This is a genomic window from Ferrovibrio sp., from assembly GCF_964218355.1.
Taxonomy (GTDB): Bacteria; Pseudomonadota; Alphaproteobacteria; order Ferrovibrionales; family Ferrovibrionaceae; genus Ferrovibrio.
In genome coordinates, this window is sequence record NZ_CAXPMC010000026.1 from 165,758 (window position 1) to 180,225 (window position 14,468).

At 55.0% G+C, this 14,468-nt stretch carries 18 protein-coding genes; 15 read left to right on the forward strand and 3 right to left on the reverse strand.

Annotation, left to right across the window (positions count from 1 at the left end; genetic code table 11):
* Window positions 1–2 precede the first annotated feature (2 nt).
* The 15 genes from ACEQZY_RS18800 to ACEQZY_RS18870 all read left to right on the forward strand — a co-directional run bounded on the left by ACEQZY_RS18800 (window position 3) and on the right by ACEQZY_RS18870 (window position 11,565).
* A complete protein-coding gene (locus tag ACEQZY_RS18800) occupies window positions 3–443 on the forward strand; it encodes a DUF411 domain-containing protein (RefSeq protein ID WP_341702043.1) in 441 nt (146 codons plus the stop codon).
* A gap of 136 nt (window positions 444–579) precedes the next feature.
* Entirely contained in the window at window positions 580–1,176 is a 597-nt protein-coding gene (locus tag ACEQZY_RS18805; protein ID WP_370156437.1) for a DsbE family thiol:disulfide interchange protein, read from the forward strand.
* Entirely contained in the window at window positions 1,173–1,706 is a 534-nt protein-coding gene (locus ACEQZY_RS18810) for a TlpA disulfide reductase family protein (protein ID WP_341702045.1), read from the forward strand. Before ACEQZY_RS18805 ends, ACEQZY_RS18810 begins: the two co-directional genes overlap by 4 nt.
* 57 nt (window positions 1,707–1,763) lie before the next feature.
* Window positions 1,764–2,207 (forward strand): hypothetical protein, encoded by a 444-nt coding sequence (locus ACEQZY_RS18815; RefSeq protein WP_370156439.1) that lies wholly within the window; start codon window positions 1,764–1,766, stop codon window positions 2,205–2,207.
* Window positions 2,200–2,901 carry an SCO family protein gene (locus ACEQZY_RS18820; RefSeq protein ID WP_370156441.1) on the forward strand — a complete coding sequence of 234 codons (702 nt, stop codon included), beginning with the start codon at window positions 2,200–2,202 and terminating at the stop codon, window positions 2,899–2,901. Before ACEQZY_RS18815 ends, ACEQZY_RS18820 begins: the two co-directional genes overlap by 8 nt.
* A gap of 40 nt (window positions 2,902–2,941) precedes the next feature.
* Entirely contained in the window at window positions 2,942–3,730 is a 789-nt protein-coding gene (locus tag ACEQZY_RS18825; RefSeq protein WP_370156443.1) for a DsbA family protein, read from the forward strand.
* 39 nt (window positions 3,731–3,769) lie between these two features.
* The gene (locus ACEQZY_RS18830; protein WP_341702049.1) at window positions 3,770–4,498 is read left to right on the forward strand and encodes a cytochrome c biogenesis protein CcdA; all 729 of its coding nucleotides are present in this window, start codon (window positions 3,770–3,772) and stop codon (window positions 4,496–4,498) included.
* A gap of 853 nt (window positions 4,499–5,351) precedes the next feature.
* Complete coding sequence (locus tag ACEQZY_RS18835) at window positions 5,352–5,909, forward strand: cupredoxin domain-containing protein (RefSeq protein WP_341702050.1); 558 nt, start codon at window positions 5,352–5,354, stop codon at window positions 5,907–5,909.
* A 31-nt stretch (window positions 5,910–5,940) separates the two neighbouring features.
* Window positions 5,941–7,629, forward strand: coding sequence for a copper resistance system multicopper oxidase (locus tag ACEQZY_RS18840; RefSeq protein ID WP_370156445.1), 1,689 nt, complete (start codon window positions 5,941–5,943; stop codon window positions 7,627–7,629).
* A gap of 127 nt (window positions 7,630–7,756) precedes the next feature.
* Window positions 7,757–8,374, forward strand: coding sequence for a copper resistance protein B (locus tag ACEQZY_RS18845; protein WP_341702053.1), 618 nt, complete (start codon window positions 7,757–7,759; stop codon window positions 8,372–8,374).
* Window positions 8,375–8,389: 15 nt separating this feature from the next.
* Window positions 8,390–8,833 carry a pseudoazurin gene (locus ACEQZY_RS18850; RefSeq protein WP_341702054.1) on the forward strand — a complete coding sequence of 148 codons (444 nt, stop codon included), beginning with the start codon at window positions 8,390–8,392 and terminating at the stop codon, window positions 8,831–8,833.
* Between the two features lie 69 nt (window positions 8,834–8,902).
* A complete protein-coding gene (locus ACEQZY_RS18855) occupies window positions 8,903–9,364 on the forward strand; it encodes a hypothetical protein (protein WP_341702055.1) in 462 nt (153 codons plus the stop codon).
* A complete protein-coding gene (locus tag ACEQZY_RS18860) occupies window positions 9,361–9,672 on the forward strand; it encodes a hypothetical protein (RefSeq protein ID WP_341702056.1) in 312 nt (103 codons plus the stop codon). The genes ACEQZY_RS18855 and ACEQZY_RS18860 overlap by 4 nt, the downstream gene beginning before the upstream one ends.
* A 493-nt stretch (window positions 9,673–10,165) precedes the next feature.
* A complete protein-coding gene (locus ACEQZY_RS18865; RefSeq protein WP_370156450.1) occupies window positions 10,166–10,795 on the forward strand; it encodes a hypothetical protein in 630 nt (209 codons plus the stop codon).
* Window positions 10,792–11,565 carry an HAD domain-containing protein gene (locus ACEQZY_RS18870; RefSeq protein WP_370156452.1) on the forward strand — a complete coding sequence of 258 codons (774 nt, stop codon included), beginning with the start codon at window positions 10,792–10,794 and terminating at the stop codon, window positions 11,563–11,565. The genes ACEQZY_RS18865 and ACEQZY_RS18870 overlap by 4 nt, the downstream gene beginning before the upstream one ends.
* Window positions 11,566–11,906: 341 nt before the next feature.
* Here ACEQZY_RS18870 and ACEQZY_RS18875 read toward each other — a convergent pair whose 3' ends face one another.
* The 3 genes from ACEQZY_RS18875 to ACEQZY_RS18885 all read right to left on the reverse strand — a co-directional run bounded on the left by ACEQZY_RS18875 (window position 11,907) and on the right by ACEQZY_RS18885 (window position 14,407).
* Entirely contained in the window at window positions 11,907–12,530 is a 624-nt protein-coding gene (locus ACEQZY_RS18875) for a transmembrane anchor protein (protein ID WP_370156454.1), read from the reverse strand.
* 228 nt (window positions 12,531–12,758) lie between these two features.
* On the reverse strand, window positions 12,759–14,096 hold the full coding sequence (locus tag ACEQZY_RS18880) for an MFS transporter (RefSeq protein ID WP_370156456.1): 1,338 nt from the start codon (window positions 14,094–14,096) through the stop codon (window positions 12,759–12,761).
* Between the two features lie 29 nt (window positions 14,097–14,125).
* Entirely contained in the window at window positions 14,126–14,407 is a 282-nt protein-coding gene (locus tag ACEQZY_RS18885) for a metal-sensing transcriptional repressor (protein WP_370156458.1), read from the reverse strand.
* Window positions 14,408–14,468 lie beyond the last annotated feature (61 nt).

Consider the following 14,468-nt stretch of genomic DNA (forward strand, 5'->3'; position numbering starts at 1 on the left):
TCATGAACCGTTTCCACTTCATAACATTGATGGCATCGGCGCTCATCTTTCCGATGACAGCCATGGCTCAGTCGACACCTGCCATACTGTACAAGAACCCACAATGCGGGTGCTGCGAGGGTTACGCTGAGTACATGCGGAAGAATGGATTCCAGGTCGACGTGAAGGCTGTACATAATTTGTCGGAGATCAGTCAGAAGGCGGGCATCCCCTCTCACCTGGAGGGCTGTCACACGATGCTCATTGATGGCTATGTCGTTGACGGACATGTCCCAGCAAATATTGTCCGAAAACTCCTGCGTGATCGTCCGGACATTGCCGGCATTACCTTACCTGGTATGCCGGCAGGATCGCCGGGCATGGGTGGCGAAAAGTCTGGACCGTTCACTGTGTACTCGGTCCCCAAGAATGGTGGAAAGCCTTTCTTATACGCAACTGAATAGGAGGCTCGTCATGATGCACGGGGGCGACTGTGGCTGGATGGGAATGGTCTCTCTAGGCGTGATCGGGTTGGCAATCGTTGCCTTACTGCTCGCGATTGCCGCATTGATCAAATTCCTTTTCAGCAGATAGAAGACTATGGATACGGATTTCTCGTCCACAAAGAAGGCGACGATGGTCGGTCCGCGACAACTGCGCCGAATGGCTGTCGTTCCTGTCGCTGTTTTTGTCGTCTTGTCGGTACTTCTTGGTATCGGCCTCACACTGAAGCCGCGAGAAATTCCGTCTGTGTTGATCGGAAAACCTGCCCCGCAGTTCGGCCTTCCCCCGGTGCAAGGGAGATCGATGGGGTTTTCGACTAGTGATCTGCTTGGTCGCAGGTCGCTTGTCAATGTCTTCGCCTCCTGGTGCGTCGCCTGTCGAGATGAGCATCCGATCCTAATGGACATCGCGTCTGATGGATCGATTCCGGTTTATGGTCTCAACTACAAAGATGCTCCTCGAGACGCTGAACAGTGGCTCGATGAGTTTGGAGACCCATATACCAGAACCGGCGCTGATATAACCGGCCGCGTTGCAATCGACTGGGGCGTCTATGGCGTACCGGAAACTTTTGTTGTCGATGTCGACGGCAAGATACTGCACAAGCAGATAGGCCCACTCACGCGCGCGACCGTTGACTCCATCATTCTTCCCTTTTTCTCGCCACCGCGACTTGTGCAGGACTTTCAATGAAACCGCAGCTCGTACTGACTCTTTTGCTCCTGTTTGTGCCTGGCCTTTCTGATGCCGCTCAATCCAGTGATGCTCTGGTTCCTCCTGGTTTTGCCATTCACGACAGGCCCCGACCGATTCACCAGGTGGAGTTCGTCACGCATGACGGTTCGGCAACGAACTTGTCGGACTTCCGCGGATCAACCGTGCTCCTTAACATCTGGGCAACCTGGTGCCCGCCTTGCCGAGAGGAGATGCCGTCGCTCGACAGTTTGCAATCCAGATTGGGTGGGAAGGGATTTCAGGTGGTCGCACTCTCGATTGACCGGGCTGGTATGCCCGCAGTGGAGACGTTCTTCCGGGAATCCGGCATCCGGTTTCTTTCACCTTTTTTGGACAGCTCCGGCAAGGTCTCTCGCGCACTTGGAATAACCGGCTTGCCGACAACGCTTCTGATCAACACAACCGGGCAGGAAATCGGCCGTCTTGTCGGACCTGCACAGTGGGACGCTCCAGAGATGATCGCGTTCCTTGAGCGATACAGACAATGACACTGATTTCCTGCGGTCATGGCCACAATCTCAGATACTAGGAAGGATAACGATACGATGTCAGACAATCGCCTGAACTCCATTTCAGAAAACTCTCTGAGCTCTGAATGGGTAAATGCTGCCCGCTACTACCTTCGTGGTCGCCGCGGAATGTTCTTGATTGGCGGCATTTTACTTGTTGCCGCTTTGGTTCTGAACTGGGGCTGGCTTGCAGCTATCGGCATCGCGCCGATCCTTCTGAGTGTGCTTCCCTGCGCTGTAATGTGCGCTCTTGGTTTGTGCATGATGCACAAGAAGACTGCAGATGCTGAGGGCCGCGACAATCAGCCCCGCCCGCCGTATGTCCCGCCCAAGGTTGAGGTGCTCCCACCCGAACCTGAGCCGGTTAGGCTTTCCGGTTCCAGGATCGGTGACGGTGATTCGAGTACGGAACCTTCGATGATGAGTGACGAGCACAAGGTTCGTAGATACTCGTCGCCGGACAGGGCCGATCATGGCTAGGACGAATTCTGCTTTCCTCTCTGCAGCGGTCATTGGCCTGGCACTGGTCGGGAGCCCTGCAGTTGGACATTCTCTTGCAGAACTCGAGGGGAATCTTTCCAGAAAAGAGGCTTATTTCCAGGTCATAAACAAACCCGCACCGCCATTCCAGCTGCAGGATGCGCAAGGTGTGCGATCTGATCTGGCCTCATACGCTGGAAAGGTGATTGTTCTCAATTTCATCTATGCAAGCTGTACGGATATTTGTCCGCTTCATTCCGATCGCATTGCCGAGATTCAGGACATGGTCAATCGCACCCCGATGAAAGAGCTTGTTGAGTTCATTTCAGTAACAACCGATCCTGAGCATGATTCATCTGTCGTGTTGGCGGGTTATGGTTCTGTCCATGGCCTTGACCATTCGAACTGGCGTTTCCTCACCAAGACACCGGACCAGTTGGAGTCGAGCACCAGGATGCTCGCTGAGGCATATGGCCATCGCTTTACACCGGTCAATGGCGAGTACCAGGCGCATGGTATCGTCACGCATATCATTGACAGGGATGGTCAGTGGCGTGCCAATTTTCATGGCCTCAAATTCTCCCCTGTCAATATGGTTCTTTTCATCAATGCGCTTACGAACGACGCGCATTCAAAATTGAAGGCTAAACCTGAAGAGCAGGGGTTCTGGTCGACTATCCGAAAATGGCTTTAGCATGCTGCAATTCCCGCGGTCGCGGCAGGAGGGGAATGAGATGAGCTGGTTTATGCTTCATGCAACTTTGCTCAGGGCTGTCAGGAAGTTGGTTCTGATGGCTCTCATCATCAGTAGCCTACTTGCTATCAGTCCTGAGTCCCCATCAGCGGCTGAGAGTGGGCACGATACATTCTCGAAGGTGGAGTTCGAGAAGCGGGTCCGCGATTATCTCCTTGCGAATCCGGAGGTCATCCTTGAAGCCCTGCAGGCACTCGAGGCGCGGCGCATGGCGGAAGAACAAAGTGACGGAGCGCGTATGATCGCGCAGAATTCTGCGGCATTGTTTCAGAGTCCGGATAGCCCGGTTGCCGGCAATGTCACGGGAAATGTGACGATTGTGGAGTTTTTTGATTACAATTGCCCTTATTGCCGCAGCGTCGCGCAAACTCTCAATCGGGTCATAGAATCCGATGGATACATCCGCGTGGTCTTCAAAGAATTTCCGATCCTTGGTCCGAACTCCGTATTTGCGGCAAGGGTTGCGCTTGCTGCGAATGCACAGGGTCGTTATGCGGACTTCCATGATCGCCTCATGTCGCTTAAGGGACAGGCTGATGAAGCCTCCGTTTTCAGGGCTGCTTCAGAGTTGGGGCTTGATCTGAAGAAATTGGAAGCTGACATGAAGGATCCCCTGATCGACGCGGAAATCAGACGAAATGAAGTGCTCGCCAAATCCCTTCGCATCAATGGCACGCCGGCTTTTGTGATTGGGAATGAAGTTGTTCGCGGCGCCGCGGATCTGGATACGATCATGACCCTGGTTCAACGTGCCCGTAACAAACGCTGAATTCTTGATCCTTTCCTGTCCGATAAAGGCATAGCTCGCATGTCAAATATTTCACTTGTTGCTGCCTTTGCTGCGGGATTCATCTCTTTCCTGTCTCCTTGCGTGCTTCCACTGGTGCCTGGCTATGTTTCGTATGTAGCGGGCCATTCATTGAGCTCCCTTGACAGACCCGACTTGAAGCGCCGCCTTCAGGCATTGGGACTGAGCCTGTGCTTTGTTCTTGGTTTTTCCACAGTCTTCGTCCTGATGGGAGCTAGCGCCACGGTCCTTGGACAGTGGCTTAACGACTTCCGATATGAATTTAATATTGTCGCCGGCGTCGTGATTATTGGCTTCGGCCTATTTCTGACCGGTCTGATCAGGCCGGCCTGGATGATGCGCGACGCTCGCTGGCATTCCTCGATCGCCGGCGGACATCCGGCCTCCGCCTACATATTAGGACTGGCCTTCGCGTTCGGGTGGACGCCATGTATTGGCCCGATCCTCGGAGCCATTCTGACCGTTGGCGCCACCTCATCATCGGTTGCTGAGGGGATGTTTCTGCTGGGGGTATACTCTCTAGGGCTTGGTATCCCGTTCTTGCTGTCTACGCTGTTTACTGACTTTCTTGTTTCGGGAATGAGAAGGTTCAGCCGGGCAGGGCGGATTCTCAAGCTTGCCGCCGGTGTTGCGATGATGGCAATGGGGGTGGCAATGCTGACCGGGGATCTTTCAGCCTTGTCATACTGGTTTCTCAGAACTTTTCCGGTTCTGTCGACAATCGGGTAGGCGCCAGCCGGTGAATGCCTGACCATTTGCTCCAGCTCTGCCGGCTCATATTTCGAACGGCACGGCGGTTCAGCTTAAACAGGTTAAATTATGGACATATTTGTAGTTCCTCCCTGCTTTGGCAGGTCATTCTCCATTGAAATCCGCCCATATTGAGTACATATTAGTCGACGTCATGAGGAAGACTCAGCTCATACTTGCCCTGTTTGGACTGATGCTGGCGGCCGCAATCGGTCTCGGCAGCTTTGGCGCGACTGCCATGTCTTCCATGACTGATTCCTCCAGTTTTGGCCTTTCAGCATCAGTCCGGCCTGCTGCTGACGCAGGCTCTGCCGTTTTCGGAGACCACCACGGCAACTTGCAAGACAGACGCTCGCTTCCAGGCCATCATGAGGGCCGGCACGGTGGGAAATCCGGGACTGCAAGCGGGTCCTCCTGTTGTGCGGTGGCGTGCTCGCCGATGATGTTCTCCGATGCTCATTTTGAGCTGTCGGCTTCCGTTTTTTCCGATCGCTACTGTTTCTCAAATACCGCGGTTACCGTTTCCATTTTCGGTGACCCGCCGTTGCGGCCGCCGCGCCTGACAGCCTGACCCGAACGGCCTTGAAGGCTGTAGCCTCGGGCATGTTGGCTGATTCTCAGAACAGCAACTGCTTCTGAATTTTGCGAACCGATTGATTGGCGGGGTCTGCCTTCGCCACGGGCTGGGACAGCTATGTTTCCCGCCTGCCGTATCGGTTTCTCATGGGCTATTTCCTATCCGCGGCTAGTTCGGCTCTCGCGACTGCGAGAACAGATTCCCCGAACCATCTCTTCTTATCTATCGACGACAGGTGCAAAAATGATCCGTTTCATGAACCGTTCCCAGGCTGCCGTTGCCGCTGCTTTGGCCCTTGCTACCTCAGCAGTATCCCCAGCTTTTGCCGACGCAGGACATGGCAAAGGCCCTTCGATCGGCGCCCCTGGCGTTGCCGCCAAGGCCAATCGCACGATCGAAATCACCCTGGGTGACAATTTCTACGAGCCCGAAAAGATCACCGTGAAGAAGGGTGAGACAATCCGCTTTGTCATCCGCAATGGCGGCGAGCTTCTTCATGAATTCAACATCGGAACGCCTGCCATGCATGCTGAACACCAGAAGGAAATGGCGATGATGGTGGAGCATGGGATGCTTACCCCGACCGGCATTAATCATGACATGTCCAAAATGGATCACTCGAAAATGGGGAACATGGATCATTCGAAAATGTCGATGCCGATGAAGCATGACGACCCCAACAGCAAGCTGGTTGAGCCGGGCAAGACTGCCGAGATTGTCTGGACCTTCTCCAAAGCGACGGAACTTCAGTTCGCCTGCAACATTCCGGGCCACTACGAGGCCGGCATGGTCGGCGAGTTCAAGTTCAATTGATCCGTTTCCACAGGAAATCGAGGAGATTCCCATGGCTCTCACAATCCCAATTCTGACCAGAGCGGCGGCGTTCGCAGCAGCGATTTCCCTGCTCGGTGTTTCACCGTCCGGCGCCAATGCCGGCACGTATGACCTGACCATTGGCAAGACGGAGGTGAATATCACCGGTCGCCCCCGCACTGCCATGACCGTCAATGGGCAACTGCCTGGCCCGGTTCTCCGCTTTAAGGAAGGAGAGGAGGTGACCCTCAACGTCAAGAACACACTTGACGAAGATACCTCCATTCACTGGCACGGTATCATCCTTCCCTACACGCAGGATGGGGTGCCCGGGATCAGCTTCCCCGGTATCAAGCCCGGTGAAACTTTCACGTATCGCTTCAAGATCAATCAGGCCGGCACCTACTGGTATCACAGCCATTCCGGCCTGCAGGAGCAGGCCGGGGTCTACGGGCCTTTGGTGATCGAGTCTGCCAAGCGAGAGCCCTACAAGTACGACAGGGAGTATGTCGTCATGCTCTCGGATTGGTCGGATACAAAAGCCGAAACAATCCTTTCGAACCTGAAGAAGCAGAGTGATTACTACAACTACAGTCAGCGTACACTTGGTACTTTTTTCTCTGACGTTGCAAAGAATGGTTTCAGCGAGACGGTCAGCGATCGGCTCTCCTGGGGCCAGATGCGAATGGCTCCGACAGACATCGCTGATGTCAGCGGGTATACCTACCTGATCAACGGCCAGAGCCCCGCAGCCAACTGGACCGCGTTATTCCGGCCGGGCGAGCGGGTTCGCCTCCGTTTCATCAATGGGTCCGCGATGTCCTATTTCGATGTGCGGATTCCAGGTTTGAAGATGACCGTTGTACAGGCGGATGGAAACGACATCCAACCCAAGACTGTCGACCAGTTTCGCATTGCCGTCGCTGAGACATACGACGTCATCGTTCAGCCGAAGCAAGAGCAGGCATATACGATCTTCGCCGCGTCCCTGGCTCGTACCGGCTATGCCGCCGGCACCCTTGCCCCTCGGGAAGGAATGCGCGGTGAAATTCCGAAGCTTGGTGAGAGCCCCATTCTGACCATGGCTGACATGGGCATGTCCATGGATCACGGTTCTATGGCAGGGATGGATCACTCCAAGATGGCTGGCATGGACCATTCCAAAATGCAGGGGATGGATCACTCCAAGATGACCGGCATGGAAGCCATGGGGGGCGATGAAGGCGTCATTCGTGGTGATAACTATGCTCCCGGCAGTGGGCTGTCTCAGGTTGGCGACAACGATGGAACGGTCCTTGTCTATGGTGACCTCAAATCCATGAAACCCGATACTGAATACCGCACCCCGGATCGGGTTATCGAACTGCGCCTTACTGGCAACATGGAGAGATATTTCTGGTCCATCAATGGCAAGAAGTACTCTGAAGCGGAGCCTATTCGGCTTCGGTATGGCGAGCGGGTTCGCTTCAAGTTCATTAACGAAACCATGATGAGCCACCCCATGCACTTACACGGCATGTGGATGCATCTCGACACCGGCAACGGACGCTTCAATCCGTTGAAGCACACCGTAAATGTCGCTCCTGGCACTACCCTTTCAGTGGATGTCCCCGCCGATGCCATGGGTCAGTGGGCCTTCCATTGCCATTTGATCTATCACATGGCGACCGGAATGTTCAGGAAGGTCATTGTCGAACAGAAAACCGCTTCCGCAAATTGAGGGCTGAACGATGAGGAATTTTAAGATCTGGGAGCGTGGCGCCATTGCGCTTGCGTCCTTTGGTGTAGCCGCTGTCATGCTGGCGACCGGGCCGGTTAGGGCAGCTGAGGACGATCAGCTGTTCACAATGCTGAAGGTCGACGAGCTGGAATACCGGGCGAGCAACAGAAAGGACACCTACAACTGGGATGCCGAGGGCTGGATCGGGGAAGACTACAACAAGCTCTGGCTGAAGACGGAAGGGGAGCGCCTTGTGGATGGGAAGGTCGAGAGTGCCGAGGTCCAGGCACTCTACAGCCGGCTGATATCAACGTTCTTCGACGTGCAGGCCGGCGTTCGGTACGACTTCAAGCCGGTTCCCAAGCGAACCTTTGGCGTGCTGGGCGTGCAGGGGCTGGCTCCATACTTTTTCGAGGTCGATGCCGCTTCATTTGTCAGCGACCATGGCGAGGTCTCCGGACGCCTGAAAGCGTCCTACGATCTTCTGTTTACTCAGCGGCTGATCCTGGAACCAAGCTTCGAGACAAACATTGCGCTGCAATCCGTCAAGGAGCGCGGCGTCGGGTCTGGCATCAATGACGTCGGCCTGAGTGCCCGGCTTCGGTACGAGATCTTCCGAGAATTCGCCCCCTACATCGGTGTCAATTACGAAAGAAAGCTTGGACAGACCGCTTCGTATGCCAAGGACGAGGGAGAAGAGCCGGATAACCTGAGCTTTGTCGTCGGCTTGCGGTTCTGGTTCTGACGAGAGGATTGTTCGATGAAGGTCTTTCTGAAATCCATATTGCTGGCTTCGGCTGGCATAGCTCTCAGCGTATCCGCCTCTGCGAAGGAGGTTTCGGTAAAGATGCTGAATCAGTCCGGCGGAGAGAAGTACGTTTTCGACGCTGAACTTGTTCGGCTGAAACCAGGCGACTCCCTGGTTTTTGAAGCTACCGATCGCGGGCACAATGCTGAAACGATACCAGGCATGCTTCCTCAGGGGGCCAAGCGCTTCAAAACCGGGTTCAATAAGTCGGAAACGGTGACTTTTTCCGCCCCTGGAATCTATGGAGTTAAGTGCTTGCCTCATTTTGGCCTGGGCATGATCGCCTTTGTGATTGTTGGCGATCCGGTCAATCTTGAAGAGGTGAAGACGGCTGCCGAGAAATTGCCACCTAAGGCCAAGGCTCGCGCTTTGGCTTTGCTGGAGCAGGTCAAGTAGGTTCTTCTAGTGAGGCGCAGCATGAGGCCATACTGGCTTCCTGCTGCGCTCTCCATGAACAGGTGCGCCATGAGATCCACTCCGTGTCTTTTGCTGGTCGCCTGGGTGCTTTTTTTCTCCATTGTGGCCCGCGCAGATGAGATTAGTGATGCTGGTGGCGTTTCTATTGAACAGCCACAGATAGTGGTAAGCCCTCACGATGGGAAGCACCACTTGTCTTTTCTGCTGCTGAACAATTCTGGTAGCGCCGTAACTCTCATTGGCGTTGAGTCGAAGTATTTCACTAGCGCGACTTTTTCTTTCAGGTCTTCCCCAGATAAAGTTTCCATCCTGTCGAGCATTACTGTGCGCTCAGATGAGCATCTTGACCTCGCTTCATCTCACCAATGGTTCGAGCTTGATGGTGTCTCAACCGAGATTTCCAAAATTGGTCTGGTCCCATTTACAGCGCTGCTGTCTGGAAACCGCCAGATAGAAGCGCATGCACATTTCCGCGAGAATCGCAGTGCTTCAGAGGAGGTAAGGCCATGAATAGGATTGCTTCGCTTATCGCGCTCCTTCTCTTGGCCGGCTGTGCGGGAACCACTCTTGATTCTTCAGTCGATCAAGAACTTTGGGTCGGGAAATCGAGAGTTGACCTTGTCGCTGCAAAAGGCCCGCCGGACTCGGAGCAGTCGATTCTCTTTGGCGGGTCCGTACTCATCTTTGTTTCCGATGATCACCGCCTGACGGCCATATTTCCGAAGGGGCCCACGCGTCATAAATGCATGACCCGATTCAAGGTTGACGAGGGCGGCACGATTGTTGATGTGTCCAAGTCTGGAAACTGCCATTCATAATTAGCGCATTGACTTCTCAGGCAGTGGTGAGTCATTGCCTGGGACCTCCCTGTCATCAGGCTGTCTGTTCTGGGGTCTTTTCAGACTGTCTGTGGCAGGGAGGGCAATGCCGTTCAATTTCGATTGCCGAATCTGCGCGCCGCGTATGAGGGTGACAGCAACTAGTCCCATTGCTTTGGCCGGGCGAGACCCCAAAACGCAACAGCTCACGAAATTTCATCCGTATCGGAAAGTGGGATAAACGGGTAGGCGTTGTGGTGAATTAATATAATAATTATATACACTTATATAAAAAACAGTTGAAGGCTCTGTTGTGACCTGGAATTGGCACGATTTGTTGCGTTTTCGCAAACGCTCCAGGCAATGAGTCGGCGAAATTTCAGCGTAAATTTTCATGATAAGTCATCCAAGAATCTTCAAATATATTGGTGGATAGCCACCAATATAATATTACTTCGCTTATATGTTCTGATGACCAATGGTCCCTAGAGGAATGAAGCTTCCCGTTTCGCAGGCAATGCTGTTTGAACAGCAAGATAAATTGATCCTGTTCGGCATAGATCCGCAGGGCTTCTGGTTCAGATCTGGCGACATTGCTGCCGTTGACTTCGACCAGGGTGTAGTGCGCGACTACCACGGTTGCGGATATCAGGCTACTTGGGCCGACCCGAGCTTCGATCTTGCATGCGTATCGTTCCCGGAGACCTTTAAACGAGATTCCTGGAAGAGAGTACACCGGCATGCTGTTAAATCATGGCAAGCAAAGTACGGATGGTCCCCAAGGGAAACCGATGCTGCGGCTCAAGCAGAGCTTTGGGGCATTATTTCGGTTGGGCAAACATTAAACCTCGCAGGTTTGCTTACGGGTCACCCACGTAATGAGGATGGCTGGGGCGTTACTCCAGCCATCAGTCATTTGTGCCTAGATACAAATTTCGTTGTGACTTCGAGAGACCAACAGCGCTGGCATCTCGGAGTGATGGCGGACAGTAATAGTGCAAGGATGTTCGAAAGCTTACTTGCTGACGTCAGGGCGTCCACACCGTCAGAAACAGATGTTTATGTGTTGGATATATACGACCTCGACAATCTTAGAGGGCGTTGCCACGTGCTAAAACCATGAATGTGATCTTCTTAGACTTCGATGGTCCGTTAATCACTCATCGAAGTCAGTATTTTATCCCCAAGAGGTCGGCAGCGGAAGTAGAGTATCTCATCGATCTTCCTGAGCCGATTGATCTTGATGGACTTGACATTGATCTCGCGAAAACACGAATTCCGGCTTTTGATCCGATCGCTGTATCGCTTCTTCAAAAGTTAGTATTTGGCCACTTGGCACAAATTGTTGTCTCGTCCAGTTGGCGCAAAATTGGAAAAAGCAACATTGAAGCAATCCTAGAAGTAAATGGAATACCACCGTGCTTGCATCACCGCAAATGGTCGACTGATTTTATCGGATTAACTGCAACTCGATCAGCTGAGATTTTAACCTGGCTACAACAGGCAGGTGAGCGAGGCGAGGAAGTAACTAGCTACGCCGCAATTGACGACGACCCCAATATCTTAAATTTACCTGGCGGCATCTTAGTCCCATATGTGGATGGCTTGAGGTGGTCAGATTTTTGCTCAGCATCAGCAGCATTAGGTGGAGGTATTGTCGTAAACGGCTTTGACCTGGTTGATGGAGAATTTGTCGCGGACGTTTCGACTGGCGCACTCGGCGAGAAGCCCATTGAGCGACTGGGCAACACTCCCGCACGTTATAATTTTGGGCCGATAAGTATGGATCCGAGCGAAGCGCCAATTGGGTGTGTTCGCTGCGTCAAAAGCGCTTACCAGTTAGTGCGGATAGCTAAATCTGAAGATATGAGGCAAGAGAGATGGAAGCATTAACTGCTCTTCGTCGAAGATTCTCGGTTCTTACTGATGATGGCACTGCGGGGGAATTCTCACTCGAGCACGGATGGATTCCCTTGTTGCAAAAGTTAGCGGATGAGATCGAGAGTCTTGATGTTTCATGCCGGAATGGATTTTCAATTTTGCATGTTAAAGAAAAATATGGCCGGCTCAGTTTTATCGCGAACTGTGGACCAGAGATTGATCATCTAATCTCACAAACAGAAGCGGCCAGTACTACGCTCTGTGCTGTTTGCGGATCAGAAGGGGTTATGTCGACTAGAGGGTGGCGTCGCGTATTGTGCAGTACGCATAAAGAAAATCTTATTCTCCGCTAACTACATCAGCCTCTTCATTCCACTGAAATCGCCCGTGGCCTTCACGGTCACCGTCACATCCGCGCTCGTGCGGTTACGCCAGAACCAGCCGTGGTCGCCATCAAAGGCGGCCGTGAAGCTGCCTTCATCCTTGGTCTCGTTGCGGCCCTTCTTGTAGCTGGTGGTCTTGCCGCCGCCTTCGGCATGGAGGTCGTAATTGACATTGCCGGTTGACGACCACGAATAGGAGGCTTTCGCGTCCTTCTTCATGACGAGCTTGATCTCGGCGCCCTGGCCCGGTTTCAGCGTGACCGACATTTCCTCGGTGCGCGCTGCAATCTGGGCCCGGGCGGAGCTGATGAAGAGCGAGGCCACGGCCGACCCAAGGCTGGAGCGACGGTCGAGCAGGATTTGCTGGTCGCGCCGGCGGTCATCCTCAGCCTCGCGCGCCAGCTGCTGCTTGATCTCGCCCATCTCGGCCAGGCTGAGTGCACGGCCGATCCCGGTCGGATCGATGCCATATTCGGCCGGAAGCACGATGGTCACCAGAATTGCCGCCGCCGCGAGAATGGCAATGATGGTCGAACGGATCAGCTGCCTTGAGCTTGGCAGTTCGGCGCGGGTCGGCATATCCGTGTTATACATCGTGGGTTCCTGAATCAGTCCGGGGCGCAGAATAGCCAAGGCGGCACTGCCCGGCCAACACAAATCGCCCGCCGGATTTCCAGAGGGATTGGCCATGCCGCAATTCCCGAAGATATCGCGCCTGCTGAAAATCACCGCAGGAGCGGCTTGCCTGGCTGCCGTGCTCTATATCGCGGGGTCGATGTTGATCGCGTACATCACCCTGGGCTGAGGCCAAGCGCGGCGTATCTAGCGGCTGTCTCCGGCCAGTGAATACGGCCATTCCGGGTGATGGCTGTCGATCACGAATGCGTGCCGATGCCGATAGCCACTGCCGATCTGGTTGGCGTCGGCGAGATGCGGATGATCCGGCGCAAGTCCGTGATGCACATGGTCCAGCTCGTCGGGGTCATGGCTGGGCCAGAGGCTGGTCGCGATCACGATCGCGGCGATGGCGATACAACCCATGACGCCGAAGGTCGTCGACAGGCCGATCTTTGAACCGAGCCAGCCGGCCAGCGGATAGGTGATCAGCCAAGAGGCATGCGACAGGGCGAACTGTGCCGCGAAGAGCGCCGGCCGATCCTCCGGCTGGGAGGAGCGGCGCAGCAGGCGGCCACCCGGAGTCTGCGCCAGCGAGTAGCCCAGGCCCAGGATGAGCCAAAGCGGCAGTAGGAAGGCATAGCCTGGCAATGCGGTGCCGGCGAACAGACCGGCCGCCAGAATCCCGGTGCCGATCAGCATGGCGCGCCGGTCGGGCATCTTGTCCAGCAGACTGGGGAGCAGCAGAGCGGCTGCCATCGAGCCGGCGCCGAAGGCACCAAGCGCCACTGCGGTCGCTTCCTGGCTGAGGCCGAAGCGCGCCTGCACCAGCACGACCGTATTGACGATCACCATCGAGCCGGCGGCCGAGACGGCCAGAGTGAGTGCCAGCAGGCCACGCAGGCGCGGCGTGGCCAGATAGATGCGCATGCCGCGGGTCGTGCGGTCGTAGATGCCGCGCTTCTCGGCCGCCTTGGGACTGGGCAGCACGACCGAGACCACCAGCAGTGCGGAAACCAGGAAGCCGACCACGGTGCCGGCGAAAAGGTTGTGGAAGCTGATCACCGTGAGCAGGGCTGCCGCCAGCATCGGGCTGACCAGGCTCTCCATGTCGTAGGCCAGGCGGGAGAGCGACAGCGCGCGAGTGTATTCCTTCTCGTCCGGCAGGACGTCGGGGATCGTTGCCTGGAAAGTCGGCGTGAAGGCGGCCGAGGCCGACTGCAATACGAAGATCAGGACATAGACCTGCCAGATCTCGGTCACGAAGGGCAGCAGCACTGCGACAAATGCACGCACGAGATCCAAGCCGACCAGCATGACGCGTCGCGGAAAGCGATCGGCGAAGGCGCCGGCAACAGGCGCAACGCCGACATAGGCAATCATCTTGATGGCGAGCGCCGTGCCCAGCACGGCGCCTGCATTCGGGCCAGCCAGGTCGTAGGCGAGCAGGCCAAGCGCCACGGTGGCGAGGCCGGTGCCGACCAGAGCAATCACCTGCGCCAGAAAGAGGTGGCGGTATGTGCGATTGGCGAGAACCTGCAGCATGCTGCTCTCCGCTGCAAAATCTCTCTAAATCAGAGGTATTTCGCGATTTCTTTGAATTCGTCGATGGTCTTCCTCTGGCTGCGCGGCAGGACGCCGACAACATCTTCCAGGCAGTGATCCAGATGGTCCTGGATCAGCGTCTTCTTCGCCTGTCCGATAGCCTTTTCGACGGCCTGCAGCTGCTGGGCGATATCCAGGCAACCGCGGCCGTTCTCGATCATCTCGATCACGCCGCGCAGATGCCCTTCAGCCCGTCGGAGCCGCTTGACGATTTCGGGGTGGGTTTCGTGGAGGTGGGGCTGGTCATTCATCCCTTGACACTATCCCCCCGGAGGGGATATGACAAGCGAGTAACTTGACCTCCCACTGGTG